23 protein-coding genes and 1 other RNA gene are annotated in these 26015 nt (G+C 66.7%); 14 read left to right on the top strand and 10 right to left on the bottom strand.

Translation table 11 applies throughout. The features are described from left to right. The first annotated feature begins 226 nt into the window (after positions 1–226). The 5 genes from AB3K92_RS25420 to AB3K92_RS25440 all read left to right on the top strand — a co-directional run bounded on the left by AB3K92_RS25420 (position 227) and on the right by AB3K92_RS25440 (position 4849). Positions 227–1513, top strand: a complete 1287-nt coding sequence (locus AB3K92_RS25420; RefSeq protein WP_021163078.1) for a Glu/Leu/Phe/Val dehydrogenase — start codon at positions 227–229, stop codon at positions 1511–1513. A 218-nt stretch (positions 1514–1731) separates the two neighbouring features. Continuing rightward, entirely contained in the window at positions 1732–2625 is an 894-nt protein-coding gene (locus tag AB3K92_RS25425; RefSeq protein WP_048026334.1) for a glutamate/aspartate ABC transporter substrate-binding protein, read from the top strand. Positions 2626–2709: 84 nt separating this feature from the next. Continuing rightward, positions 2710–3450, top strand: a complete 741-nt coding sequence (locus AB3K92_RS25430) for an amino acid ABC transporter permease (protein WP_027788374.1) — start codon at positions 2710–2712, stop codon at positions 3448–3450. Continuing rightward, on the top strand, positions 3450–4127 hold the full coding sequence (gene gltK, locus AB3K92_RS25435) for a glutamate/aspartate ABC transporter permease GltK (RefSeq protein WP_042977589.1): 678 nt from the start codon (positions 3450–3452) through the stop codon (positions 4125–4127). Before AB3K92_RS25430 ends, gltK begins: the two co-directional genes overlap by 1 nt. Then, positions 4124–4849 (top strand): amino acid ABC transporter ATP-binding protein, encoded by a 726-nt coding sequence (locus AB3K92_RS25440; RefSeq protein WP_027788372.1) that lies wholly within the window; start codon positions 4124–4126, stop codon positions 4847–4849. Before gltK ends, AB3K92_RS25440 begins: the two co-directional genes overlap by 4 nt. Positions 4850–4948: 99 nt before the next feature. Here AB3K92_RS25440 and AB3K92_RS25445 read toward each other — a convergent pair whose 3' ends face one another. Together AB3K92_RS25445 and AB3K92_RS25450 are read right to left on the bottom strand one after the other, a co-directional pair. Beyond that, positions 4949–10216 (bottom strand): autotransporter outer membrane beta-barrel domain-containing protein, encoded by a 5268-nt coding sequence (locus AB3K92_RS25445; protein ID WP_369466053.1) that lies wholly within the window; start codon positions 10214–10216, stop codon positions 4949–4951. 581 nt (positions 10217–10797) lie between these two features. Beyond that, positions 10798–11709, bottom strand: coding sequence for a class II glutamine amidotransferase (locus tag AB3K92_RS25450; RefSeq protein ID WP_081052699.1), 912 nt, complete (start codon positions 11707–11709; stop codon positions 10798–10800). Positions 11710–11914: 205 nt separating this feature from the next. Between AB3K92_RS25450 and pyrC the strand changes: the two genes are divergently transcribed. From pyrC to rnpB, 3 genes are all read left to right on the top strand, one after another. Beyond that, on the top strand, positions 11915–12979 hold the full coding sequence (gene pyrC, locus AB3K92_RS25455) for a dihydroorotase (RefSeq protein WP_027788369.1): 1065 nt from the start codon (positions 11915–11917) through the stop codon (positions 12977–12979). Next, a complete protein-coding gene (locus tag AB3K92_RS25460; protein WP_369466056.1) occupies positions 12976–13878 on the top strand; it encodes a DUF3025 domain-containing protein in 903 nt (300 codons plus the stop codon). Before pyrC ends, AB3K92_RS25460 begins: the two co-directional genes overlap by 4 nt. 12 nt (positions 13879–13890) lie before the next feature. Further along, positions 13891–14301, top strand: an RNA gene (gene rnpB / locus AB3K92_RS25465) — RNase P RNA component class A. A 70-nt stretch (positions 14302–14371) separates the two neighbouring features. Here the strand turns inward: rnpB and AB3K92_RS25470 are convergent. Together AB3K92_RS25470 and AB3K92_RS25475 are read right to left on the bottom strand one after the other, a co-directional pair. Further along, positions 14372–14836 carry an OsmC family protein gene (locus AB3K92_RS25470; RefSeq protein ID WP_027788367.1) on the bottom strand — a complete coding sequence of 155 codons (465 nt, stop codon included), beginning with the start codon at positions 14834–14836 and terminating at the stop codon, positions 14372–14374. A gap of 410 nt (positions 14837–15246) precedes the next feature. After that, complete coding sequence (locus AB3K92_RS25475; RefSeq protein WP_059487098.1) at positions 15247–15552, bottom strand: DUF1090 family protein; 306 nt, start codon at positions 15550–15552, stop codon at positions 15247–15249. 311 nt (positions 15553–15863) lie between these two features. Here AB3K92_RS25475 and rplM point away from each other — a divergent pair, with 311 nt between their 5' ends. The 3 genes from rplM to erpA all read left to right on the top strand — a co-directional run bounded on the left by rplM (position 15864) and on the right by erpA (position 17285). Beyond that, the gene (gene rplM, locus AB3K92_RS25480; protein WP_009687896.1) at positions 15864–16292 is read left to right on the top strand and encodes a 50S ribosomal protein L13; all 429 of its coding nucleotides are present in this window, start codon (positions 15864–15866) and stop codon (positions 16290–16292) included. Between the two features lie 10 nt (positions 16293–16302). Beyond that, positions 16303–16695, top strand: a complete 393-nt coding sequence (gene rpsI / locus AB3K92_RS25485) for a 30S ribosomal protein S9 (RefSeq protein WP_011883283.1) — start codon at positions 16303–16305, stop codon at positions 16693–16695. 218 nt (positions 16696–16913) lie between these two features. Continuing rightward, the gene (gene erpA / locus AB3K92_RS25490; protein ID WP_006751888.1) at positions 16914–17285 is read left to right on the top strand and encodes an iron-sulfur cluster insertion protein ErpA; all 372 of its coding nucleotides are present in this window, start codon (positions 16914–16916) and stop codon (positions 17283–17285) included. Between the two features lie 107 nt (positions 17286–17392). On the opposite strand, the gene AB3K92_RS25495 is transcribed toward erpA, so the two are convergent. After that, complete coding sequence (locus tag AB3K92_RS25495) at positions 17393–18541, bottom strand: anhydro-N-acetylmuramic acid kinase (protein ID WP_048024141.1); 1149 nt, start codon at positions 18539–18541, stop codon at positions 17393–17395. Between the two features lie 142 nt (positions 18542–18683). Between AB3K92_RS25495 and tyrS the strand changes: the two genes are divergently transcribed. From tyrS to AB3K92_RS25510, 3 genes are read left to right on the top strand one after another with little or no spacing between them, the layout of a single operon-like run. Further along, positions 18684–19925, top strand: coding sequence for a tyrosine--tRNA ligase (gene tyrS / locus AB3K92_RS25500; RefSeq protein WP_021163702.1), 1242 nt, complete (start codon positions 18684–18686; stop codon positions 19923–19925). Then, entirely contained in the window at positions 19922–20380 is a 459-nt protein-coding gene (gene dtd, locus AB3K92_RS25505) for a D-aminoacyl-tRNA deacylase (RefSeq protein WP_011350959.1), read from the top strand. Before tyrS ends, dtd begins: the two co-directional genes overlap by 4 nt. A gap of 23 nt (positions 20381–20403) precedes the next feature. Continuing rightward, positions 20404–21066 carry a histidine phosphatase family protein gene (locus AB3K92_RS25510; protein ID WP_059487104.1) on the top strand — a complete coding sequence of 221 codons (663 nt, stop codon included), beginning with the start codon at positions 20404–20406 and terminating at the stop codon, positions 21064–21066. A gap of 60 nt (positions 21067–21126) precedes the next feature. Here the strand turns inward: AB3K92_RS25510 and AB3K92_RS25515 are convergent, their stop codons facing one another. From AB3K92_RS25515 to ruvC, 5 genes are all read right to left on the bottom strand, one after another. Then, on the bottom strand, positions 21127–22266 hold the full coding sequence (locus AB3K92_RS25515; RefSeq protein WP_369466855.1) for a ParB/Srx family N-terminal domain-containing protein: 1140 nt from the start codon (positions 22264–22266) through the stop codon (positions 21127–21129). A gap of 152 nt (positions 22267–22418) precedes the next feature. Continuing rightward, a complete protein-coding gene (locus AB3K92_RS25520; protein ID WP_059497173.1) occupies positions 22419–23372 on the bottom strand; it encodes an oxygenase MpaB family protein in 954 nt (317 codons plus the stop codon). A gap of 24 nt (positions 23373–23396) precedes the next feature. Continuing rightward, a complete protein-coding gene (gene ruvB / locus AB3K92_RS25525; RefSeq protein ID WP_021162489.1) occupies positions 23397–24467 on the bottom strand; it encodes a Holliday junction branch migration DNA helicase RuvB in 1071 nt (356 codons plus the stop codon). A 108-nt stretch (positions 24468–24575) separates the two neighbouring features. After that, complete coding sequence (gene ruvA / locus AB3K92_RS25530; protein ID WP_031402135.1) at positions 24576–25157, bottom strand: Holliday junction branch migration protein RuvA; 582 nt, start codon at positions 25155–25157, stop codon at positions 24576–24578. 164 nt (positions 25158–25321) lie between these two features. Then, a complete protein-coding gene (gene ruvC, locus AB3K92_RS25535) occupies positions 25322–25864 on the bottom strand; it encodes a crossover junction endodeoxyribonuclease RuvC (protein ID WP_021162491.1) in 543 nt (180 codons plus the stop codon). Between the last annotated feature and the right edge of the window lie 151 nt (positions 25865–26015).

Raw genomic sequence — 26015 nt, forward strand, 5'->3', positions numbered from 1 at the left:
GCGGTGCCTGTCGGGCGCCTGCCCGGCGGCCGGCCCGCGCCCGCGCAACACGATTTTTCAAGCACGTGATGCACGGCCGATCGCGGGCGTTCTTGCGCAAATCGACCGCGGATTTGCGAAAAATCGCGATCATGCAAGAAACGCATAATCGAATAAGCAAACGGCATTGGATAAAAAAAACGGGTTTTTCGACAATGTGCGCACTTCGTTGAACGTTGGAGCATCCATGTCTTCGCAACAGCAGTCCATCCCGTCCTACCTGCACGCCGACGATCTCGGCCCGTGGGGCAACTACCTTCAGCAGGTCGATCGCGTCGCGCCGTACCTCGGCTCGCTGTCGCGCTGGCTCGAAACGCTGAAGCGTCCGAAGCGCATCCTGATCGTCGACTGCCCCATCGAGCTCGACAACGGTACCGTCGCGCACTTCGAAGGCTATCGCGTGCAGCACAACGTGTCGCGCGGCCCGGGCAAGGGCGGCGTGCGCTACCACCAGGACGTGACGCTGTCGGAAGTGATGGCGCTGTCGGCATGGATGTCCGTGAAGAACGCAGCAGTGAACGTGCCGTACGGCGGCGCGAAGGGCGGCATCCGTGTCGACCCGCGCAAGCTGTCGCGTGGTGAGCTCGAGCGCGTCACGCGCCGCTACACCAGCGAAATCGGCATCATCATCGGCCCGAACACCGACATTCCGGCACCGGACGTCAACACCAACGAACAGGTGATGGCGTGGATGATGGACACGTACTCGATGAACCAGGGCCAGACGTCGACCGGCGTCGTGACCGGCAAGCCGATCGCGCTCGGCGGTTCGCTCGGCCGCAAGGAAGCAACGGGCCGCGGCGTGTTCGTCGTCGGCTCCGAAGCGGCGAAGAAGAAGGGCCTGGAAATCGAAGGCGCGCGCATCGCGGTGCAGGGCTTCGGCAACGTCGGCGGCATCGCGGCGAAGCTGTTCCAGGAAGCGGGCTCGAAGGTGATCGCGGTGCAGGATCACACGGGCACGATCTACCAGCCGGCCGGCCTCGATTCGAACAAGCTGCTCGACCACGTTGCCCGCACGGGCGGCGTCGCGGGCTTCGAAGGCGCGGAGCCGATGCCGAACGACGAATTCTGGACGGTCGAAACCGACATCCTGATCCCGGCGGCACTGGAAAACCAGATCACCGAGAAGAACGCAGCGAAGATCCGCACGAAGATCATCGTCGAAGGCGCGAACGGCCCGACGACGACGGCGGCGGACGACATCCTGACCGCGAACGGCGTGCTCGTGATCCCGGACGTGATCGCGAACGCGGGCGGCGTGACCGTTTCGTACTTCGAGTGGGTGCAGGATTTCTCGAGCTTCTTCTGGACGGAAGACGAGATCAACCACCGTCTCGAGCGCGTGATGCGCGAAGCGTTCTCCGGCGTGTGGGCGGTCGCGGAAGAGCACAAGGTGTCGGTGCGTACGGCGGCGTTCATCGTGGCGTGCAAGCGCATCCTGATGGCGCGCGAAATGCGTGGCCTCTACCCCTGATCATTGACTATGATCCATTCATGACGCAATCCACCCGGTTGCGGATATGAACCCTCGCGGGCGGTGCCGAATCCGGCATCGCCCGCGCGCGCATTCGGGGCGCCTGGAGCCGGGAGGAAGGCTTTGCCAGGGGCGCTGCGATGTGCGGTAAACAACAGTACTTTCAAAAATATTACTTTGATACACTGGCGCGGGTTTTAGCCAAGGAGATGACCAAAATGAAATACCAAAAGGCAGTCCTGATGGTCGCGGCGCTTTGCGCGTTCGCAAGCGGCGCGCATGCTCAGGAGACGGGCACGCTGAAGAAGATCAAGGACACGGGCGTGATCGCGCTGGGCCATCGCGAATCGTCGATTCCGTTCTCCTACTACGACCAGAACCAGCAGGTGGTCGGCTATTCGCGCGAATTCCAGCTGAAGGTGGTCGACGCGGTGAAGAAGAAGCTGAACCTGCCGAACCTGCAGGTGAAGAACATCCCGGTCACGTCGCAGAACCGCATCCCGCTCGTGCAGAACGGCACGGTGGACATCGAGTGCGGCTCGACGACCAACAACACCGAGCGCCAGCAGCAGGCTGCGTTCTCCGACACGATCTTCGTGATCGGCACGCGCCTGATGACGAAGAAGGATTCGGGCGTCAAGGATTTCGCCGACCTGAAGGGCAAGACGGTCGTGACGACTGCCGGCACGACGTCGGAGCGCCTGCTGCGCAAGATGAACAACGACAAGCAGCTCGGCATGAACATCATCAGCGCGAAGGATCACGGCGATTCGTTTAACACGCTGGAATCGGGCCGCGCGGTCGCGTTCATGATGGACGACGCGCTGCTCGCGGGCGAGCGCGCGAAGGCGAAGCAGCCGGGCGAGTGGGTGATCGTCGGCACGCCGCAATCGGAAGAAGCGTACGGCTGCATGATGCGCAAGGGCGATACGGACTTCAAGAAGGTCGTCGACGACGCGATCTCGCAAGTCGAGAAGTCGGGCGAAGCCGCGAAGATCTACGCGAAGTGGTTCGAGAACCCGATCCCGCCGAAGGGGCTGAACCTGAACTTCCCGCTGTCCGATTCGATGAAGAAGCTGTACGCGAACCCGAACGACAAGGCGCTCGACTGACCGCACGGCCGTTGATGCAGAAATGACGCTAATGAGACGGAAGAGGCCACGCTTCTTCCGTCTCTTTTTGCTGGAGTCTTGCCCATGTCTTACCACTGGAACTGGGGCATCTTCCTGAGCCCCGTGTCGACCGGCGAGCCGACGACTTATTTCGGATGGCTGATGTCCGGCTTCTGGGTGACGATCGAAGTGTCGCTCGTCGCCTGGGTCATCGCGCTGATCGTCGGATCGCTGTTCGGCGTGTTGCGCACCGTGCCGAACAAATGGCTGTCCGCGATCGGCACCGTGTACGTGTCGATCTTCCGGAACATTCCGCTGATCGTGCAGTTCTTCGTCTGGTATCTCGTGATACCCGAGCTGCTGCCCGCGTCGATCGGCACCTGGATCAAGCAGTTGCCGCCCACCACGCAGTTCTTCACCGCGTCGATCATCTGTCTCGGCCTGTTCACGGGCGCGCGCGTGTGCGAACAGGTGCGCTCGGGGATCAACGCGCTGCCGAAGGGCCAGCGCGCCGCCGGCCTCGCGATGGGCTTCACGCAATGGCAGACGTACCGTTACGTGCTGCTGCCCGTTGCGTACCGGATCATCGTGCCGCCGCTCACGTCGGAATTCCTGAACATCTTCAAGAACTCCGCGGTCGCGTCGACGATCGGCCTGCTCGACCTGTCCGCGCAAGCGCGCCAGCTCGTCGACTACACCGCGCAGACGTATGAATCCTTCATCGCGGTGACGCTCGCCTACGTGATCATCAACCTCGTCGTGATGGCGTTCATGCGCTGGATCGAAGGCCGCACGCGGCTGCCCGGCTATATCGGAGGCAAGTGATGCATCAGTTCGACTGGAGTAGTATTCCCGGCGCGATACCGACGCTGTGGACGGGCGCGATCGTCACGTTCAAGATCACGCTGATCGCGATCGTTGTCGGCATCGTCTGGGGCACGCTGCTGGCGCTGCTGCGGCTGTCCGGCGTGAAGCCGCTCGCGTGGTTCGCGAAGGCGTACGTGACGGTGTTCCGCTCGATCCCGCTCGTGATGGTGCTGCTGTGGTTCTTCCTGATCGTGCCGCAGGTGCTGCAGGGCGTGCTCGGGCTGTCGCCGACGATCGACATCCGGCTTGCATCGGCGATGGTCGCGTTCTCGCTGTTCGAAGCCGCGTATTATTCCGAGATCATCCGCGCCGGTATCCAGGCGGTGCCGCGCGGGCAGGTGAACGCCGCGTTCGCGCTCGGCATGAACTACGCGCAGGCGATGCGCCTCGTGATCCTGCCGCAGGCGTTCCGCGCGATGGTGCCGCTGCTGCTCACGCAGGCGATCGTCCTGTTCCAGGATACGTCGCTCGTATACGTGATCAGCCTCGCGGACTTCTTCCGCACGGCCGCCAACGTCGGCGATCGCGACGGCACGACCGTCGAGATGGTCCTGTTCGCCGGCGCATGCTATTTCGTGATTTGCTCGTTGGCGTCTGCTCTCGTCAAGGGTCTCCAGAAAAAGGTCACAAGATGATTTCCATCAAGAACGTTTCGAAGTGGTACGGCCAGTTTCAGGTCCTCACCGACTGCACGACCGAGGTCAAGAAAGGCGAAGTGGTCGTCGTGTGCGGCCCGTCGGGCTCGGGCAAGTCGACGCTGATCAAGACCGTGAACGGCCTCGAGCCGTTCCAGCAGGGCGAGATCCTCGTGAACGGCCAGTCGGTCGGCGACAAGAAGACGAACCTGTCGAAGCTGCGCTCGAAGGTCGGGATGGTGTTCCAGCATTTCGAGCTGTTCCCGCACCTGTCGATCACCGAGAACCTGACGCTCGCGCAGATCAAGGTGCTCGGCCGCGGCAAGGACGAGGCGAACGAGAAGGGCCTGAAGCTGCTCGACCGCGTCGGCCTGAAAGCGCACGCGCACAAGTTCCCGGGCCAGCTGTCGGGCGGCCAGCAACAGCGTGTCGCGATCGCGCGCGCGCTGTCGATGGATCCGATCGCGATGCTGTTCGACGAGCCGACATCCGCGCTCGACCCCGAGATGATCAACGAAGTGCTCGACGTGATGGTCGAACTCGCGCAGGAAGGGATGACGATGATGGTCGTCACGCACGAGATGGGCTTCGCGAAGAAGGTCGCGCATCGCGTGATCTTCATGGACAAGGGCGCGATCGTCGAGGACGACCGCAAGGACGATTTCTTCTCGAATCCGAAATCGGAACGCGCGAAGGACTTCCTCGCGAAGATCCTGCACTGAGCGTTCACGCGGGTCACGCGCTTCACGCGCGTCGATGCGGACACCGCCCGGCCGAGCGCCGGGCGGTTTTTTTCGTCCGCTGTCCGCCGCTCGCGGGCGTTACCAGCTGTAGCGGTAGCCGACCTGCCCGACGATGCCGCGGCGATAGTCGCCGCCGATGTTGCGCGCGATCTTCGCGTTCGCGTACAGCTCGCCCGACTTGCCGAAGCCCGCGGTCACGCCGACGCCGAGCTCGTACCACGTGCGGCCGAGATGCGTCGCGAACGGCGTGCCGCCGACGACGGTCTGGCCCGGCGACAGGAAGTCGTGCAGCACGTCGGCCGTGAAGTACGGCGTGGCAGCGCTGCCGCCCGAACCGGACTGCAGGTTCGGCCGGAAGATGCGCACCCCGACGCGGCCGCGCAGCGCGTTCGTCGTCGTACCCGATACCGCCGATACGTTGTCGTTGAACCCGTTCAGCTTCAGGTACTGGTACATCAGCTGCGCCTGCGGCTCGACCGCGACGGGCAGGCCGCCGATCGCGAAGGGTTTGCCGACTTCCTGCGACAGCGCGACGCCGAAGCCGTTTTGCGACGCCTCGTTGCCGTAGCTGTCGCGATAGCGGTTGCCGTAGTGCGTGACCTGCCCGACGCTGTCGAAGTACGTGCCGTCGGACAGGTACTTCGTCCAGTAGCCGCCGACGCTCTGCGCGTGCATCTCGACCGAGCCCGTCGACGTCGACAGGTTGGCCGTATCGGCGCGTGCCATGTCGCTGAAGCTCGCGTTCGACACGCCGATGCTGGCCGTCACGCCCGCATGCGTGCTGGCGCCGCCGTTCGGCGCCTGGTCGAGCGTCCAGTCCTTGCCGAACTGCGCGAAGAAGGTGCGCTCGTCGGCCGAGAAGCGGCCCGCGTTCGCGTCGAGGCTCTGGCCGCCGATGCGCCCCCACACGCCGTCGCGATTGCCGGGCTGCTGCTTGTCGAGGTTGGCGATGTCGCCGACGCGCTCGTGCAGCTTGCCGAGCGTCGAGAAGCCGTAGTCGGCGTTCAGCAGCGGCGTGAGCGCGTAGCCGGCGACACCGGGGCGATACGCGAGCGTGCCGCCGCTGCCGTTGCCGTTCCCGCCGCCGTCGCCGCCACCGGACGGGTGGATCGGGTCGCCCGGGTCCGACGGATCGAGTTGCGAGCGCAGGTACCAGCCGTTCGCGTCGCCTTGCCCGCCGCGATAGAGCCGGTATTCGTACGCGCCCGCCTGCACGGGCCCGGCGAGCTGGAATGCCGATGCGGTGGTCGTGCCGCCGTTGGTCGTGACGACCACCGGAATCCCGTCGCCCTTCGTCTGCGCGCCGGTGCCGGCCGTGTTGGCGATCTTCAGGCCCGTCGTGCCGCTCGCCGTGCCGCCGTTCACGATCACCCGGTCGGTCGGCGATGCGTCGGCGCCGAGGAACGTGTTGAGCGCGATCGTGCCGCCGTTGCCGACGTAGCTGCCGGTCGTGAGCGTCTTGTAGCTGCCCGCGAGCGTCGGCGAACCGGTCGGCGCGGCGAACGCGACCAGGCCCGCGTTGTTCAGGCTGCTCAGCACGGAGCTGCCCGTCATGCGCCACGTGCTGGTGGGGTCGACGGTCAGTGCGACCGGGTCGATCTTGCCGGTCAGCGTCGTGCCGTTCGCGAGGAGCACGTTGCCGGTGCTCGAGGCGTCCGAGACGATGTCGCCGGCCAGGTTCACGGCCGAGGCGGTGAAGGTGGCGTTGCTGCCGTTCGACAGGTCGAGCAGCGTACCGTTGCCGGCCGTCACGACCGTGCCGTTGCGCACCGCGATGTCGGCCGTGCCGCCGCGCGCGGCGAAGGCCGGGCCGGTCGCGGACGACACGCTGCCGCCGTCGACGAGCACCGAACTCGTCGCGCCGTTTGCGAGCGTATCGGACGTCAGCACGCCGGCCGCCGCGCCCTTGAGCGTCGTGCCGGTCAGTGCGAGCACGCCGCCGCTGTCGGCGGTTGCGCCGTTGCCGGCGGCGCTGGCGATCGTCGAGCCCGTATCGCCGATGCGGCCGCCGTTGCGTGCGACGATGCCGTCGGCCAGGCTGCCCGATGCGGCGATCTTCGCGGCCGACAGCAGGGCCGTCGCGCCGCCATCCATGACGATCGCGTGTGCGCCGGCACCCGTCGTCGCGACGGTCGTGCCGGTCGCCGCGAGCGTCGAATCCGCGCCCGTCACGTGGATGCCGAGCGCGTTGCTGCCGGCGGTGCGCACGACCGTCGCCGCATCGGCCGCGATGCGCGCGCCGCCGCCCGTCGACACGATGCCGCTCGCGCCGCCGCCGGTCGTCGTGACCTGTGTGCCGGACAGCGCGATCGTCGTATTCGTGCCGAGGTTGTGAATCCCGCTGCCCGAACCGCCGGCCGCGATCGACGTCGCACCGGCCGCGATCCCGCCGCCTGATACGGTCGAGTCGATCAGCACGCCGTCGGCGCTGCCGTTCGCGATCACGGTGCCGGTGCCCGACAGCGCGACCGATGCGCCGGCACCCGTCAGACGCACGCCCGCGACGCCGTCGTCGGCTTCGATCGAACCCGCGTTGGCCAGCGTGGCCGACGCGCCCTGCACGAGCGCACCGGTGCCGTTCGAGACGCGGATCGTCGACGCGTTGTTCACCGTGCCGAGCGTGCCGACCACGACGCCCGTCGAGCCGGCGCCCGTCAGCAGCACCGAGTCGCGGTTCTCGAGCGTGCCGAGGTTCTGCGCGACGAAGCCCGTCACGCCCGCGGTCGACGACGTAACGGCCGCGTCGTTGGTCAGCGTCGTCGCGACCGGCGCGCCGGCATTGGCGCCGGCGAGGTCGTGCGCCTGGCCGTCGACGACGCCTGCGATCGCGCCTGCGGCATTCAGGTTGATCGTCGCGCCCGCGTCGATCGTGCCTTGCGCGCCGCCCTCGACTCCGATCGCGATCCCGTTCGCGCCGTTGACGTTGTAGATCGCGTTACCGGTCGACAGCGCGGTGCCGGCGTCGGTCGCGAGCACGCCGTGCGCGCGCTGGCCGTTGACGTCGGTCGTCAGCGTTCCGGCTGCCGACGCGCCCGTGTAGGCAGCGCCGCCCGCGACTCGGAACAGCGTCGAATCGTCGGTGTCGACGCTCAGGTGCTGCGCGGCGACGTTGATCTTCGAGCCGGCGCCATACGCATAGAAGCCGATCTGGCTGGTGCCCGACATGAACGCCGGCACCGCGTTGGCGCCGACGTCGATCGTTGCGCCCGAGCGCGCGTGCACGCCGATCGCGCCGGTGCCCGTCAGGTTGAGTGCGCCGTCGAGCGTGGCTTTCGCGTGCGGCCCCTCGGCCCACACGCCGTAGTTTCGTGTGCCCGATGCGGGATCGAGGCTGCCGGCCACGTTGATCGTGCCGGTCGAGGTCGCGGCCGTCGCGTTCGTGCCGGTCCCGACGACCATGATGCCGATGCCGTTTACGCCGTTCAGCGTGATGGTGCCGGTGTTGGTCACGGTCGCCGCCGTGTTGGCCGCGAGCATGCCGACGTCGGCGAGCGGCGTGCCGGGCGCCGCACCGTTGACGACGATCGAGCCCGCGTTGGTCAGCGTGCCCGACGACGAGTTGATGCTTGCCATGGCGGCGCCGTTCTGCGTCTGCGATCCGATCACGATCGTGCCGAGGTTGTTCGCGGTGCCCGACGGGCCGAGCAGGATGCCGTATGAGTGCGCGGACAGCGCGACGTCGTTCGCGGCCTCCGGCGTGCCGGCATCGTACTGGGCCGCGCGGCCGAGATAGATCGTGCCGCCGGCTTCGTTCGTGAAGCTGCCGCCGGCGACGAGGCCGCCGATCACCTGGCTGTCGAGCGTCGTCGCGTTGACGCCGACGTTGATCGTGCCGGCGTTCGATGCGCTCGCACCGTCGGTCGCGGCGATCGCGTAGTTCTGCAGGTCGAGCCGGTTGTGGTCGAGATTCCACGCACCGACGTTCATCACGCCGTTGTTGACGAACGTGGTGCCCGTGCCGTTGGCATACACGCCGCTGCCTTCGACGTACGTATTGAGGCCGAAATTGTCGGGTGATGCGGTGCCGCCCGTGCCGAAATTGTCGCCCGCCGTGTAACCGGACGAAATCACGCCGTTGTTGACGCCGCTTGCGCCGCTCAACAGGCGCACCAGGTTGAAGTCGCCCGACAGGCGCCCGTCGTTGACGAAGTGCGCGTCGTTTTCCGCGACGACGGCCGCGCTCGCGTCGATCGTATTGGCGCCGCGGAAGTCGATCTGCCCGTCCTTGCCGATGTGCAGCGTCGCGTTCGCGCCCGTGCCGTGCATCACCGACGGATAGTTTCTGGGGAGCGCGTTCTTGTCGTCGGGCGACACGTTGTTCGCATACTCGAAGGTTTGCGTGGCGAACGTCACGGCCTGGCCGAACGCATTGTCGTAGGCTGCCTGCGAGCCGAGTGCGCCGCTCTGGACCGAACGCACGAGAAAGTTGTTGTACGCGGCGAGCGACGCGGCGTCGGTGACGGTCCACTTGCTGCCGTCGAACGCGGTGAAGGTGCCCGCGTAGGTCGGCACGTCGAGCTCGACGCGGCCGACGGGGCCGCCGCTTGCCAGATAGTCGCCGGTGATGAACCAGACCTGGTTCCGCGAATTCCAGTTGATGACGCTCGGTGTCGAGCCGGTGCCGTCCGCGTAGGTCAGGTCGGTCTGCTTGGCCGCGATCGTGATCGCGTTGCCGGTCGCCGCGGGCGCGTTCGCGGGGTTGCCGATCGATACGTCGAGCGTGCCGCCCGAATTCGCGACCGTGCCGATGCGCGTGTTCACGTACTGGTCGCCGTTCACGTCGTGATAGACCTGCACGACGGTCGAGCCCGCGTTCGACGCGACGAACGCGGCCGAGTCGTAAGTGGCGACGGACGTATGGCCGCCCGTGATCGAGTCGGGGGTGCCGACGCTCTGCGTCTTGCCGCCGAGCGACACCAGCGGCTGATCCGGATTACCTGAAATGATGGGCGTGTTGGCGAACGGCATCGGCGTGTAGCCCATGTCGCCGGTTGCGCCGGTCCATGCGCCCGTCAGGCCGACGCGGTCGCCGCCCGAGACGGTCGTGGCGCCGGCGAGGTCGTCATTGACGGTCGGGCTGAAGCTGCCGAGCGCGCAGGTACCGCCGCTCGCGACGGCCGCGCCGCTGCCGCACGTCGATGCGTACGCGGAGCTTGCCGACAGCATGGCCAGCACGGCACCGAGTGCCGCGGCGCGAAGCGGCGTCCGGCGCGCTGCCGTGTGGGCGGCGCGCAGGCCTGCGCCGGATGGGCTGCCCGACCGCTTGCCGCGCGCCCGCGCCGTTTCCGCAACCGCGACCCAGCAGCCGGTGGTCTCGCTCCATATCGATCGAAATGAGTGATTCACGACAAGCCCCTCTCTCTTGTTTTCATGTGGTTTTCACCGCGGTGCAGTGAAATCGCAATCCGCGGTGAGGAATGACGTGAATGGATGCGCGGCGGCCGTGGCCGTATCTCCGCCATTCGCGATTCGTTACACCGAGGATGAGCGGACTCTACTGATCGGGAAGGAGGTGAATTGTCGGGAAGCTAACAAATGCGGCAATAGTGCTGTTTTTATTCTGTATTTCTTGATTGTGTGACGAATCGAACTGAAAGCCTTGCGGGGTAAGGATTCTGCCGATTATTTACGTGCGGGTTCGTGATCGCGGGATCAGTGGGGTGGCGCACGGTTTGCATCAGGTTGGTGCGTTAAAATGCGGTTTCCGGATTGTCTGCATTCCGATTGGGTGATTTATTATTTTCTCGCCTGGATCGTTTTATATTGAAACGAATCGAATCGGGCGAATGTTGTGTTGTTTCGCTTCGATATACGGGAATTTGGCCCGGATGAACCGGAATCGGCAGCCGGCGAGTGATATACCCCGGCGGCGAGCCGTCGACTCGCCGGGCAGTGGCTGACAGGGGAGGGGCGCCAGCGCGCCGGGCTCAGAAGTCGATCGCGTCGTCGGAATCGACGTCGGCGGCAGTGGCGAGCGCCTCGCGCGTGTCACGCGGCGCCGACGCCGATGCGTCGAGCGCCGGATTGCGCAGCTTCTCGAGCACGCGTTCGGGCACCGGGATCCGCATCCGCGCGGCGACGTCGCCGCACTGGAACATGATCAGTTCGCCCGGCTCGAACGCGGTCCAGACTTCGTTGTCGGTGAGCGGCTGCGTCGCGATCACCGCGACGCGATCCTCGGGCGTCGTGTATTTCGCGAAGTCGATCGACAGGTCTTCGTCGACGAGATGCGCGGTCGAGAACGGCCAGCGCCGCACGAGGTAGTGCAGCCGCGTCGAGCAGTGCGCGAACAGCGCCTGGCCGTTCGACATCAGGAAATTGAACACGCCGTGATCGGTGATGCCGCGTGTCAGCTCGCCGACGCGCTCGAACAGTTCGGGCAGCGGCGGCTGCGCGCCGGGAAACGTTTCGCGCAGCCCCTGCATCAGCACGCAGAACGCCTGTTCGCTGTCGGTCGTGCCGACCGGATGATAGACGCTGCCGTCCATGTCCGGTGCGTAGTCCTGGAGGTCGCCGTTATGCGCGAAGATCCAGTGCCGGCCCCACAGCTCGCGCATGAACGGATGGCTGTTCTCGAGCAGGATGTGGCCCTGCGTCGCCTTGCGGATGTGCGCGATGGTGTTCTTGGACTTGATCGGGTAGCGCTTCACCATTTCGGCGATCGGCGACGTGGCCGATGCCTGGTGATCGATGAACAGGCGGCAGGCCTTGTCCTCGAAGAACGCGATGCCCCAGCCGTCGGCATGGTGATCGGTGAGCCCGCCCCGGGCCGCGAAACCTGTGAAGGAGAATGTGACGTCCGTCGGCGCGGCGCAGTTCATTCCTAAGAGTTGGCACATTTTACTTGGGGCAGCAGGCTGAGGCGGGGGGTAACGAACCGGGCGAACCCCGGTACAATGCGGCTTCTAGCATATCACCGAGCCCTGAGCGGTAAAAAGCGGATTCCGCTGGCCAAAGGCCCCGTGTTGCGGTTTGCCGTCAGTCGGCCCGCGCACGCGCGTTCCGGCCCCGCCGATGGCCCGGCCGTTCCTCACGACGCCTCCTATGACTGCCTCGAACGCTTCCTCCCCGGCGACGCTCTCGCTCGCCCGTCCCGACGACTGGCACCTGCACCTGCGAGACGGCGACATGCTGGCCGCCGTGCTGCCGCATACCGCGCGCCAGTTCGGCCGCGCGATCGTCATGCCGAACCTGAAGCCGCCGGTGACGACCACCGCGCAGGCGCAGGCCTATCGCGAGCGCATCCTCGCCGCGCTGCCGGCCGGGATGACGTTCGAACCGCTGATGACGCTGTACCTGACCGACAACACGCCGCCCGACGAGATCCGCCGCGCGCGCGAAAGCGGCTTCGTGCACGGCGTGAAGCTGTATCCGGCCGGTGCGACGACGAATTCCGACCACGGTGTCACCGATCTCGCGAAATGCGCGAAGACGCTCGAGGCGATGCAGGAAACCGGCATGCCGCTGCTCGTGCACGGCGAGGTGACCGATGCATCGATCGACCTGTTCGACCGCGAGAAGGTCTTCATCGACCGCGTGATGACGCCGCTGCGCCGCGATTTCCCGGGCCTGAAGGTCGTGTTCGAGCACATCACGACGAAGGACGCGGCCGACTACGTGCGCGACGCCGATGCGGCGCCCGGCCTGCTCGGCGCGACGATCACCGCGCATCACCTGCTGTACAACCGCAATGCGCTGTTCGTCGGCGGGATTCGCCCGCATTACTACTGCCTGCCGGTGCTGAAGCGCGAGACGCATCGCGTCGCGCTGGTCGAGGCCGCGACGTCGGGCAACCCGCGCTTCTTCCTCGGTACCGACAGCGCGCCGCATGCGCGCGACGCGAAGGAAACCGCGTGCGGCTGCGCAGGCTGCTATACGGCGCTGCATGCGCTCGAACTGTATGCGGAAGCGTTCGACCACGCCGGTGCGCTCGACAAGCTGGAAGGCTTCGCGAGCTTCTTCGGCGCCGATTTCTACGGGCTGCCGCGCAGCGCCGAGACGGTCACGCTGCGTCGCGAGGCATGGGAGTTGCCGCGCGAGATCTTCGCGGGCGATACGCCCGTCGTGCCGCTGCGCGGCGGCGAGACGATCGGCTGGAAACTGGCGTGACCTTCGCGCCGCCGCGCGAACCTGGCCAGGCGGCCGGTAGCGGGGCGGCGGATTTTGCGCGGATCGACTGGTCCGTGCCGTGGCTCGCGCCCTACGCGGGCCCCGGCCGCGTCGTACAGGCGGCTGCAAGGGCGGGCGAGGCCGCGCTGCTCGACGCGCTGAACGGCGCCCTGAATGATGCCCCGAGCGATCCCGTGCCAGACGGCCCGCGCATCAGCGGCCGTGGCCGGCCGCTGCGGTTCGTGCCGCAGGCCGCATTGCCGCCCGGCGTCGCGTACGAGACCCATATCGCGGAGACGGGCGGTGTCCCGACCCGCCCCAATCTTCACGACTTCTTCAACGCGCTCGTCTGGTTCGCGTATCCGCGCATCAAGGCCGCACTGAACGCGCGCCAGGCCGCGGCGATCGACGCGGCGGGCGGGGTCGGCCCCGTGCGCGGCACGTTGCGCGACGCGCTCACGCTGTTCGACGAGAACGCCGCGTTGTTCGTGACGGCCGACCGTGCGCTCGCCGACGCGCTGCGCGGGTTCGACTGGCCGCGGCTGCTGGTCGCCGCGCGCGAGGCGTGGGGCACGCGCTGCGAGGCGCGGCTGGTCGGTCATGCGCTGCTCGAGAAACTCGTCGCGCCTTACAAATCCTGCACCGCGCACACGTGGATCGTCGAAGTGGGCGCCGACTATTTTTCGTGGCCCGACGCGCAACGCGTCGCGCATGTCGACGCCCGTGTCGCCGCGGAACTCGCGACGCGCGCGCTGACGAGCCGCGATTTCGCGCCGCTCCCGGTGCTCGGCGTGCCGGGCTGGTGCGATGCGAATGCCGAGCCCGCGTTCTACGACGATCCGGCCGTGTTTCGCAGCGGCCGCCGCTCGCGCGCTGCCGGCGGCGGCGCGCAGTGCTAGAATGCGCGTCGCAAAGCAGGCCAGGCAGTCGCGGCCTCGCCGCCTTCGGGCGCGCGGGGCGAGGAAAGTCCGGACTCCACAGGGCAGGGTGATGGCTAACGGCCATCCGTGGCGACACGCGGAACAGGGCAACAGAAAGCAAACCGCCGATGGCCCGGCGCAAGCCGGGATCAGGTAAGGGTGAAACGGTGCGGTAAGAGCGCACCGCGGCGACGGCGACGTTCGCCGGCACGGTAACCTCCACCCGGAGCAATTCCAAGTAGGCAGGCGCGCATCTTCGGATGCAGGACGGGGCCCCCGTCTCGTCTGCGGGTAGGAAGCTTGAGCGCGTCAGCAATGGCGCGCCTAGAGGAATGGCTGCCACGCGTTGCGTGCTTCGGCGCGCAGCGTGCACAGAATCCGGCTTATCGGCCTGCTTTGCCGTTCGAATGCGAAAGGGCCGGCGTCTCCCAACGGAGCGCCGGCCCTTTTTTCATGTGCGCTCGCCGTGCGTTCAGCCGGCGACGATGTCGAACGAATGCGTGAGTTCGGCCGTCTTCGCGATCATGATCGACGCGGAGCAATACTTGTCGTGCGACAGGTTGATCGCGCGTTCGACCGTGGCCGGGTTCAGGTTGCGGCCGGTGACCGTGAAGTGGAAGTGCACTTTCGTGAACACCTTCGGGTCTTCGCTCGCGCGTTCGGCCTTCAGCGTGACCGAGCAGCCGCTGACTTCCTGGCGGCTCTTCTTCAGGATCAGCACGACGTCATAGGCCGTGCAGCCGCCGGTGCCGAGCAGCACCATCTCCATCGGGCGCGGCGCGAGGTTGTGACCGCCGCCTTCGGGCGCGCCATCCATCGCGACGAGGTGGCCGCTGCCGGTCTCGGCGGAAAACGCCATGCCGTCCTGGCCCATCCAGCTTACTTTGCATTCCATGCTTGCACTCCAGCGTTGCCTGATTCGGATTCGATCCGGCATTGTAGCCCGCGGCGCAACGGTCGGCTGATGCGGTGCACGACGCGCAACGCGGGCGCCGCCTGAGCGGCGCCCCGGACATTCAATTCCCCACCGGACTTAGGGGTTTTGCTCTAGACGAGGGCGGCTCCTGATCGTGCCTTCCGGAATCAGGTCATTGATTTAAAAGAGAAAAGCAGCGATTCAAACGCGCCGCATTAAATTTCATATTGTGGCGTTTGATTTCGCAATGCAAATTTTCTTGTGGAGTCGACGACGCGTTCGTATAATGAGCCTCATTGGTTGTCGCGCTGCGGCAACCTCCGAATGTCTCCTCCACCCTCCTCCTATGGTGGATTAAGCCCGAACCAGCCGTTCGGGCTTTTTTTCGTCCCATGCAAACATCGGCGCGCGGTTTGCGCGCTCCGGCAAGGTTACGCGGGTTGCCTGGCGGCAGGCTGCGAGGTCGCGTCGGGCGGCGTGCCGCGCGGGCGCGCATCGGGCGCCGGCGCGTGGACGGCCGACGCATGGCCGTGAGCGCGTGCGCAGAAGTGGCGGACGCGTTCGCGCACCGCGCGCAGGCGGGCGACGCGATCCTCGGCATGCGCGGCACGGGCTTCGGCAACGCGTGTATCGAGGGCTTCGAGCTTGGCTTCGCAGTCGGCGCGGGCGGCGACGGCAGGTGCCGCGGCGGCCAGCATCACGACCGCGAGGAAGGGTGTAAGTCGTTGATTCATCATGCTTGTTTGTTGTTTTCCGTGTTCGGCCGGTCTGGCGCGGCAAGGTCATGTGCCGCGCTTCGATGGGTGCCTCCCCGGGCGCTCGGTTCGCCTGGCTTGTCGGGGCACGACCGGATTTTGGCCCATTTCGGCCGCCGTGGACACGGTGAGCGGATTCCCTTTGACCGCGTTGCGGTATTTCCTTTATAATTCAGGGCTTTTCCGCATTCATGCCCACGGAAAAAGAACAGGGAGAGCCTGCACCGCGCCTCGAAGCGCACACAGACAAGCAGGAAGAACACATCGGGCAAAGCAATTTTTTTGGATCGATCATGAAGACGTTTTCCGCAAAAGCCCATGAGGTGACGCGCGAATGGTACGTGATTGACGCGACGGATAAGGTTCTCGGCCGTGTTGCCAGCGAAGTGGCACGCCGTCTGCGCGGCAAGCACAAGCCTGAGTTCACCCCGCACGTCGACACTGGTGATTTCATCATCATCATCAACGCGAGCAAGTTGAAGGTCACGGGCAACAAGACTCTGGACAAGAAGTACTACCGTCACTCGGGCTACCCGGGCGGTATCTATGAAACGACGTTCGGCAAGATGCAGGAACGCTTCCCGGGCCGCGCGCTCGAGAAGGCGGTCAAGGGCATGCTGCCGAAGGGCCCGCTCGGTTACGCGATGATCAAGAAGCTGAAGGTCTACGCAGAAGCGACGCATCCGCACTCGGCTCAACAGCCGAAGGCGCTCGAGATCTAAGGGGACCCACATGATCGGTAACTGGAACTACGGTACGGGCCGCCGCAAGAGCGCAGTCGCACGTGTCTTCATCAAGGCTGGCAAGGGCGACATCATCGTCAACGGCAAGCCCATCGCTGACTACTTCTCGCGCGAAACGTCGCTGATGATCGTGCGTCAACCGCTGGAACTCACGAACCACGGCCAGACGTTCGACATCAAGGTGAACGTGAACGGCGGCGGCGAAACGGGTCAGGCAGGTGCAGTGCGCCACGGCATCACCCGTGCACTGATCGACTACGATGCGACGCTGAAGCCGTCGCTGTCGAACGCAGGCTTCGTCACGCGCGATGCACGTGAAGTCGAGCGTAAGAAGGTCGGTCTGCGCAAGGCACGCCGCGCCAAGCAGTTCTCGAAGCGTTAATTCCGCTTCATGGCCGCGCCGCTCCCGGGCGGCGTCCGCCGGAAAAACCGCCAGCTTTCGCGCTGGCGGTTTTTTTATGTCCGCTTCCAGGCGCGTGCTGCCGCGGCCTGCGCATGCGTGTTTGATGAAATCGACAAGAACCTATTGATTTCATGGACATCAGCACGATCTTCTGATCGGCCCTACAATAGCGGCTAAAGCTTTTTGGAGAGTTCGCAATGAACGCTGTTACCGAATCCGCAGCAACGACGGCCGAAATGCCGGTTCCGTTCGTCTTCACCGACGCCGCAGCCGACAAGGTCAAGCAACTGATCGACGAAGAGGGCAATCCCGACCTGAAGCTGCGCGTGTTCGTGCAGGGCGGCGGCTGCTCCGGCTTCCAGTATGGCTTCACGTTCGACGAGGAAGTCAACGAGGACGACACCGTGATGAACAAGAACGGCGTCCAGCTCCTGATCGACTCGATGAGCTACCAGTACCTGGTCGGCGCCGAGATCGACTACAAGGACGACCTCAACGGCGCCCAGTTCGTGATCAAGAACCCGAACGCGACCACCACCTGCGGGTGCGGCTCGTCGTTCTCGGTCTGAGCGCACGACAGATCCACGCCGGTTCGCCGGAATGAAAAACGGGGCATCATGCCCCGTTTTTTTGTGCCCATTTTTCATGCGGCGCTCGCCGCGCGGGCGGCCATGCGTCAGCGCGGATAGAGCGCGCCGAGCACGCGGTTGCCGGCCGCACCGGTAACCGTCGCGAGATTGCCGGGCTGGCGCGCGGTGAAACGGTACGCGAGCCACGCGAACGCGAGTGCCTCGACCTGCTGAGGCGGCACGCCGAGTGCCGCTGTCGTATCGACCGTGGCCGGCACGCCGGCCTCGCGCAGCGCGTGCCGGAGCGCATCGAGCAGCACCGGATTGCGTGCGCCGCCGCCGCATACGAACACGGCCTTGCAGCCCGCTGCATGCTGTGCGATCTCGCGCGCGACCGAAACGGCCGTGAGCGCGGTGAGGGTGGCCTGCACGTCCTGCGACGCGACGTGTGAGAACGCGGCGAGCTTCGCGTCGAGCCACGCGGGATTGAACAGGTCGCGCCCGGTGCTTTTCGGCGGCGGTGCGGCGAAATAGGGTTCGTCGAGCAGCGCGTCGAGCAGCGCTGCATGGACGGTGCCGCGCGCCGCGAACTTGCCGCCGTCATCGTACGGCTTGCCCAGATGGCGGGTCGCCCATTCGTCGAGTAGCGCATTCGCGGGGCCGCAGTCGAAACCGCGCACGTCGCCGCCTTCGCCGGGCAGGATCGTGATGTTGCTGATTCCGCCGAGATTGCAGACGACGCGCGTCTCGCCCGCTGCGCCGAACACCGTTGCGTGGAAGCCCGGCGCGAGCGGCGCCCCGTGGCCGCCTGCCGCGACGTCGCGGCTGCGGAAATCGGCGATCACGTCGACCTGGGTCAGCTCGGCGAGCAGTGCCGGGTTGTTGATCTGCCGCGTATAACCGCGCTCGGGGCGATGGCGCACGGTCTGGCCGTGCACGCCGATCGCGCGGATCTCGTCGCGCGACAGCCCGGCCGTGCGCTGCAATTCGTGGCAGCACACCGCATAGCGCGCGACCAGCGCGTTCGCGGCGAGCGATTCGCGGTCGATCTCGTCGTCGCCGGGCTGCTGCAACGCGAACAGCGCATCGCGCAGCGATTGCGCGAAGCCGACGAACGCTTCCGCGAGCACGACCGGCGCCTTGCCGGCCTCGAAACGCACGGCGACGCCATCGACGCCGTCCATGCTGGTTCCCGACATCAGCCCGAAGTAGATGCCGTCGGCCGGATGAGCGTTTTGCGGCTGTCGTTGCGGCACGTTGGGTTCTCCTGGATCGTGCGGCGCGGGCCGGTGCCGCGCGCCTTGCGCCCGATTATCCGCGCAACGCGGCGCGCCGTTAAGCGATGGGCGCGCAAGTTATGGGAAAATCCCTGTTTTTGCGACATTCTTCCTGGCACCGATGAGCACCGAACCCAGTTCCAAGCCTGTTTTCCCGATCACCGACGAAGTCCGGCATGCGCTCGCCGTCACGAAGCGCGGCGTCGACGAGCTGCTGATCGAGGAAGAGTTCGCGCAGAAGCTCGCGCGCAGCGCGGCCACGGGCACGCCGCTTCGCATCAAGCTCGGCCTCGACCCGACCGCACCCGACATCCACATCGGCCACACCGTCGTGCTGAACAAGATGCGTCAGCTGCAGGACCTCGGCCACACGGTGATCTTCCTGATCGGCGATTTCACGTCGCTGATCGGCGATCCGTCGGGCCGCAACGCGACGCGCCCGCCGCTCACGCGCGAGCAGATCGAGTCGAACGCGAAGACCTATTTCGAGCAGGCCGCGCTCGTGCTCGATCGCGCGAAGACCGAGATCCGCTACAACAGCGAATGGTCGATGCCGCTCGGCGCGGACGGGATGATCAAGCTCGCGTCGCGCTACACGGTTGCGCGGATCCTCGAACGCGAGGATTTCACGAAGCGCTTCCAGGGCGGCGTGCCGATCTCGATCCACGAATTCCTGTATCCGCTGATGCAGGGCTACGATTCGGTCGCGCTGAACGCCGATCTCGAGCTGGGCGGCACCGACCAGAAGTTCAACCTGCTGGTCGGCCGCGAGCTGCAGAAGCAGTACGGCCAGGAACAGCAGTGCATTCTCACGATGCCGTTGCTCGAAGGCCTCGACGGCGTCGAGAAGATGTCGAAGTCGAAGGGCAACTACGTCGGCATCAGCGAGAAGCCGACCGACATGTTCGGCAAGCTGATGAGCATCTCGGACACGCTGATGTGGCGTTACTTCGAACTGCTGTCGTTCCGCGGCCTCGACGAGATCGCCGGCTTCAAGCGCGAGGCCGAAGGCGGCCGCAACCCGCGCGACTTCAAGGTGCTGCTCGCGCAGGAAATCGTCGCGCGGTTCCACTCGCAGGCCGACGCCGAACGTGCGCTCGAGGACTTCAACCACCGCGCGAAGGGCGGCGTGCCGGACGACATCCCGTCGGTCACGCTCGCGGGCGCACCGCTCGCGATCGGCCAGCTGCTGAAGCAGGCGGGCCTCGTGCCGTCGACGAGCGAAGCGCTGCGCAATATCGAGCAGGGCGGCGTGAAGATCGATGGCGCGACCGTGTCGGACAAGGGCCTGAAGGTCGAAGCCGGCGAGTTCGTCGTCCAGGTCGGCAAGCGCCGCTTCGCGCGCGTCACGCTGACCGCATGATCGCGCTGATCCAGCGCGTGAAGCGCGCCGACGTGCGCGTCGGCGACCGCACGACGGGCGAGATCGGCGCGGGCCTGCTCGCGCTCGTCTGCGCGGAGCGCGGCGATACCGATGCGGCGGCCGACAAGCTGCTCGCGAAAATGCTCGGCTACCGCGTGTTCAGCGACGCCGCCGGCAAGATGAACCTGCCGGTGTCGAATATCGACGGCGAGGGCCGCGCAGGCGGCCTGCTGCTCGTGTCGCAGTTCACGCTGGCCGCCGATACCAACAGCGGGCTGCGTCCGAGCTTCACGCCGGCCGCGCCGCCCGACGAAGGCGCGCGGCTGTTCGACTATTTCGTCGCGGCCGCCCGGGCGCGCCATCCGGTCGTCGAGACGGGCGAGTTCGGCGCCGACATGCAGGTGTCGCTCGTCAACGACGGCCCCGTGACATTCTGGCTGCAAGTTCGGCCCTGATTCTTCCCCGGAGACGCCTCGCGATGGCCACCACGCAGATTCTTTTCATCCGCCACGGCGAGACGGCCTGGAATCGCATCAAGCGCATCCAGGGCCATATCGACATCCCGCTGGCCGACACGGGGCTCGCGCAGGCCCAAAAGCTGGCCGCGCGGCTCGCACGCGACGCGCGTGACGGTGCACGGATTGACGCGGTCTATTCGAGCGACCTGATGCGCGCGCAACAGACCGCGCAGCCCTTCGCCGATGCGCTCGGGTTGCCGCTGCTGCTGCGGGAAGGGCTGCGGGAACGCTCGTACGGCGCATTCCAGGGGCACGACAGCACCGAGATCGAGGCGTTGTTTCCGGACGCATACGCGGCGTGGCAGACGCGCGATCCGGGTTTCGCGCCGGAAGGCGGCGAGTCGCAGCGTGAGTTCTATCACCGCGTGCTGCACGCGCTCGAGCCGATCGTGGCTGCGCACCCGGGCGGCCGGATCGCATGTGTCGCGCATGGCGGCGTGCTCGACAGCGTGTACCGGTTTGCGAACGGCATCGAACTGTCGGCGCCGCGCAGTTATCAGCTGCTCAACACGAGCATCAACGTCGTCGATTACGTGGATGGCCGTGCGCAGGTCGTGCAGTGGGCCGACGTGTCGCACCTCGACGCCGCAAGCGACGACGACGGGTACCGCAAGGTGCTTTGAGCCAGCAGGCCCCGTCCGTCATGGCCGGCCGGGGCTTCCTTCCCGCGTGGCGCCCGCCGCTTACTGCGGCAGTGCGTGGCGGGTCTTGTAGTCGAGCGCGTACGCGACCTTGCCGGGCTTGTCCGCCGCGATCGGCTGGCGCAGCTTGTCGAATTCCCCCTTGTTGTATTTCTTCCCGCCGTTGATCGCGTCCGCGCGCCCGAGGTCGGCGCCCGTCTTGCCGTCGATCACGGGATCCGTGGCCGCGACCATGCGCGCCGACGCATTCCAGACCGCGTTCAGGTACCCCGTGTCGGCCTTTGCCGGATCGGGGTCGGTTGCGCCGGCGCGCGTCAGGTCGTAGCCGGCGAGCGAGAACGTGCCCGGTTGCGCGCGCAGCCAGTCGGCCCAGTAGAACTCGAGGTAGTCGGTGGCTTGTGCGGGCTTGCTGTAGGCGATGTCGCGCGTGAAATAGACGAGCGAGCGGTAGCGGTCGTTCGTCATCCCGAGTTTCAGGCCGAGCCCGGTCGGCAGTTGGGCGGTCGTGATCGGCTTGCCTTCCCCGTTCTTGAGGCGCAGATAACCGCGGCTCTGCATCTGCTGCCAGAACGCGTCGCCCGAGTAGTCGCTGAGGTTGTCCTTGACGACGACGTGCACGTGCAGCGCCGGGCCGCCGTCGGGCGTCTCGTAGTAGGTGGACAGGCCGTGGTGGCCGTCGGTCAGGTACAGCGCATCGCCGTTCGGGCCGATCACGACCGGGTTCAGCACCGACCGGTCGCGGGCGTTCGCGTCGGTCGTCGTGCATGCGTAGCTGGCGGGATCGCGCAGCACCGACCTGGCCGTGTAGCCCGCCGAAGCGACACCGCCGAGGCCTTCGTCCGCACAGAAGTCGTCGAATTTCTTGTCGGGCTGCAGTTCGTAGCGGCCGAGCTTGTAGTAGATCTGGTCGTAACCGATTGCACCCTGCGTCGGATGGAGGTCGCCGAGCGTCACGTCGATCAGGTCGCCCGCACGGGCGGCCTTCCACTTGCCCGGTTGCGGCGTGACGGTGGCGGGCGGCGCCGGCGCAGGCGCAGGCGCAGGCGCGGTCGGGGTGCCGCCGGACGGCGTTTGCGCGTCCGAACGCGCGACGGCGGCGACATCGTCGCCTCCACAGGCGCCGAGGGCGAGGACGGCGGACAGGCTGGCGGCGAGGGCGAAACGGATCGGCAGGTGTGGCATCGCGGGCATCGGGTGTCGGTCGGATTGGCGGAGCACCGCGCGGGTCACGGACAGGCGGGACGGACGGCGCGTGCGACCGTGCGCGGGTGCAAGCCCGTCAGCTTGTCACAGGTATTTGACAGCAAATTGAAATGAAAGGAAGAGGCGGATCGTCAGGCGGGCGGGGTGCCGTCGGACGGTGCTGCCGTCGCGCGGCGGCGCGCACGCTTTGACGCGCCGTTCACGAGCGCCCAGCGCAGCACGGGCGCGACGACCCGTATGCCGGGCCGGACCACCGCGCGCCGCAGCGGAGCGAACGTCGACACGCCGAGCATGCGCTGCGCCCACGGCGGCAGCAGGTCGATTCCGGCATGCATCACCAGTGATGCGGCCGGTCGCAGCGCAGGCTTCGCGACCGGCACGTTCAGCAGGATGGACATCACGTCGAACGTACGCGGCCCGGCCTCGAGTTCGGGCTGCATGCGCGCGAGATACGCGGCCACCTCGGCACGCGAACGGGGAACCTCGTGTGCGCCGAGCAGTTCGGCGACCCGTGCCGTCTCGGCGTAGTAGCGATCCTGCAATTCGCCCGGCAGGGCCGGATTCACGTAGCGCAGATGCGCGGCGAGGAAACTCGATACTTCCGCGACGTGCACCCAGGTCAGCAATGCAGGATCGTCGGCGCGATACGGCCGTCCGTCCGGTGCGGTGCCCGATATGTGCGTGTGGATCGATTTCACGCGCTCGATCAGTGCGAGTGCGTCCGCGCGACTGCCGAAGGTCGTACCGGTGATGAACGTGGCGGTGCGCCGCAAGCGACCCAGGATGTCGGTGCGAAACGACGAGTGATCCCAGACGCCCGCGAGGGCGAGCGGATGGAGCGCCTGCAGCAGCAGTGCAGCGATGCCGCCCGTCATCATCGACGTGAAATCGGCATGCACGCGCCAGCAGACGGCGTCGGGGCCGAACAGCCCCGGATCTCCGGGCGGGGAGGAGAGGTCGAGCGACGGGCCGCCGCCGCCCGCCGTCAGGTGCGTGACGCCGGCCACGAGCCGCTTGCGGATCGGCTCGGCCCAGCGCGGGCCCGGTGCGGGTGCGGCGGGGTGGCGGCTGGGCGGCGTCGTCATGGCGGGTGCGGCTCGGGCGACGGGTTACTTCCCGTCGGGGGTATCCCACTCGCCGCGTTCGGTGCGGCCGGCGTCGGGCACGGAAAGCCCGAAGTGGCGATACGTGAGCAGCGTCGCGACGCGCCCGCGCGGCGTGCGCTGCAGGAAGCCCTGCTGGATCAGGTAGGGCTCGAGTACGTCCTCGATCGTGTCGCGCTCTTCGCCGATCGCCGCCGCGAGGTTGTCGATACCGACCGGGCCGCCGTCGAACTTGTACAGGATCGCCTCGAGCAGCTTGCGGTCCATCAGGTCGAAGCCGACCGGATCGACGTCGAGCATCGCGAGCGCGGCATCGGCGACGGCCGCGGTGATCTGGCCGTCGGCCTTCACTTCCGCGAAGTCGCGCACGCGGCGCAGCAGCCGGTTCGCAATCCGCGGCGTGCCGCGCGAGCGCTTCGCGATTTCCAGCGCACCGTTCGGATCGATCTGCGCGTTCAGCAGCGATGCCGAGCGCCGCACGATGCGCGACAGTTGATCGGCGTCGTAGAACTCGAGGCGCGCGACGATCCCGAAACGGTCGCGCAGCGGGTTGGTCAGCATCCCGGCGCGAGTGGTGGCGCCGACCAGCGTGAACGGCTGCAGGTCGAGCTTCACGCTGCGCGCGGCCGGGCCTTCGCCGATCATGATGTCGATCTGGTAATCCTCGAGTGCCGGATACAGGATTTCCTCGACGACCGGCGACAGCCGGTGGATTTCGTCGATGAACAGCACGTCGTTCGCCTCGAGGTTCGTCAGCAGCGCGGCGAGATCGCCCGCGCGCTCGAGCACGGGGCCCGACGTCTGGCGCAGGTTCACGCCCATCTCCCGCGCGATGATGTGCGCGAGCGTCGTCTTGCCGAGGCCCGGCGGCCCGAACAGCAGCACGTGGTCGAGCGGCTCGGAGCGGCGCTTGGCGGCTTCGATGAAGATCTCGAGCTGGCCGCGCACCTTTTCCTGGCCGACGTAGTCGTCGAGCTGGCGCGGCCGCAGCGCACGTTCGAACACCTCCTCGTGCGACGAGGCGGGCGTGGCGGCGATGATCCGCTGCTCGGTGGCGAGTTTGTCGGTTTCAATCATGCGGCCATTGTACCGCGCGCCGCACTCCGGCCAACCTGGCCGAACGGCCGACTGGCGCGCAATGCCGCGCCGCGCGACACTGGTTTCGACGGCCGGATTGAACGCGCGTTACGCCTTTGACAGCGCCTTCAGTGCGAGCTTGATGCCTTCGGATACACCGGTGCCGGCCGGCACGTTCTTGATCGCGGCCAGGCCTTCCTTTTCGGAATAGCCGAGCGCAAGCAGCGCGTTGAGGATGTCGGTTGCGTGGTCGGACGGGGACGCGGCGCCGGCGAGCGCGCCGAGATCGGCGCCGAGCTTGCCCTTCAATTCGAGCAGCAGGCGTTCGGCTGTCTTCTTGCCGATGCCGGGCAGGCGCGTGAGGCGTGCGGCGTCCTGCATCGTCACGGCCTGCGCGAGTTCCTGCACGCTCATGCCGGACAGCACGGCGAGCGCCATGCGCGCGCCGATGCCGGTGATCTTCAGCAGTTCGCGGAAGGTCGTGCGCTCTTGAGGCGTGAGGAAGCCGTACAGCAGGTGCGCGTCCTCGCGGACGATCTGCTGCGTGAGCAGCACAATGCGCTCACCCGTTTGCGGCAGGTTGTAGAAGGTGCTCATCGGCACGTCGATTTCGTAGCCGACGCCGTTGCAGTCGACGAGCAGGTGAGGCGGGTTCTTTTCGAGCAGGATGCCGGCGATGCGACCGATCATGGAGGGCGGGATGCGAGGAATAAAGCGCGAGTGTAGCGCACGTGCGGCGCAATGCCGACGGGATCGGCCGTCAGGCCGGGGCAACGGGTGTCGTGGGTGTGCCGCGTGCGGTCGAAATGGTCGACACGGTCGATCCGGCAGGCCGCACGCTGGCAAGCGCGATGTCAGCCGACCAGCCGCCCGCGCCGTACGCGCAGCCCTTTTTTCGCGAGCGCCGGCGCGAGGCCGCCGAGCGTGCTGAGCGTGTCGCCGCCGTGCGCGTGGCAGATCGCCATGCCGAGCGCGTCGGCCGCGTCGGAGCCCGGCTGTCCGGAGAGATTGAGCAGCCGCGTGACCATCTCCTGCATCTGCGTCTTGGTCGCGCGGCCGTAGCCGACCACGGCCTGCTTGAGCTGCAGCGCCGTGTATTCGGCGACAGGCAGGCCGCCCGCGACGAGGCCGCAGATCGCGGCGCCGCGCGCCTGGCCGAGCAGCAGCGTCGACTGCGGGTTCACGTTGACGAACACCTTTTCGATCGCGGCCTGATCAGGTGCGTGCTCGCGCACGATGGTCGAGACGCCCTGGAAGATCGTGCCGAGCCGGGTGGCCAGGTCGGCGGTCGGCGTGCGGATCACGCCGCTCGCGACATAGGCGAGCCGGTGGCCGCTGACGTCGATGATGCCGAAACCGGTGACGCGCAGGCCGGGGTCGATGCCGAGAATTCGCATGAGTGAGGAGAAAAACCTGATGCAGCGATACTACAACGAATGGTGCGCGGCGCCGGCCGCACGGTTGCGTGCGCCGGCGCAACGCAATAAAAAACCCGGCGGGTGCAATGCCGCCGGGTTGTCGTGCAGCGGCCGCGCGGGCCGCATGCCG

It is taken from the genome of Burkholderia sp. Bmkn7, assembly GCF_041103175.1.
GTDB lineage: Bacteria > Pseudomonadota > Gammaproteobacteria > Burkholderiales > Burkholderiaceae > Burkholderia > Burkholderia cepacia.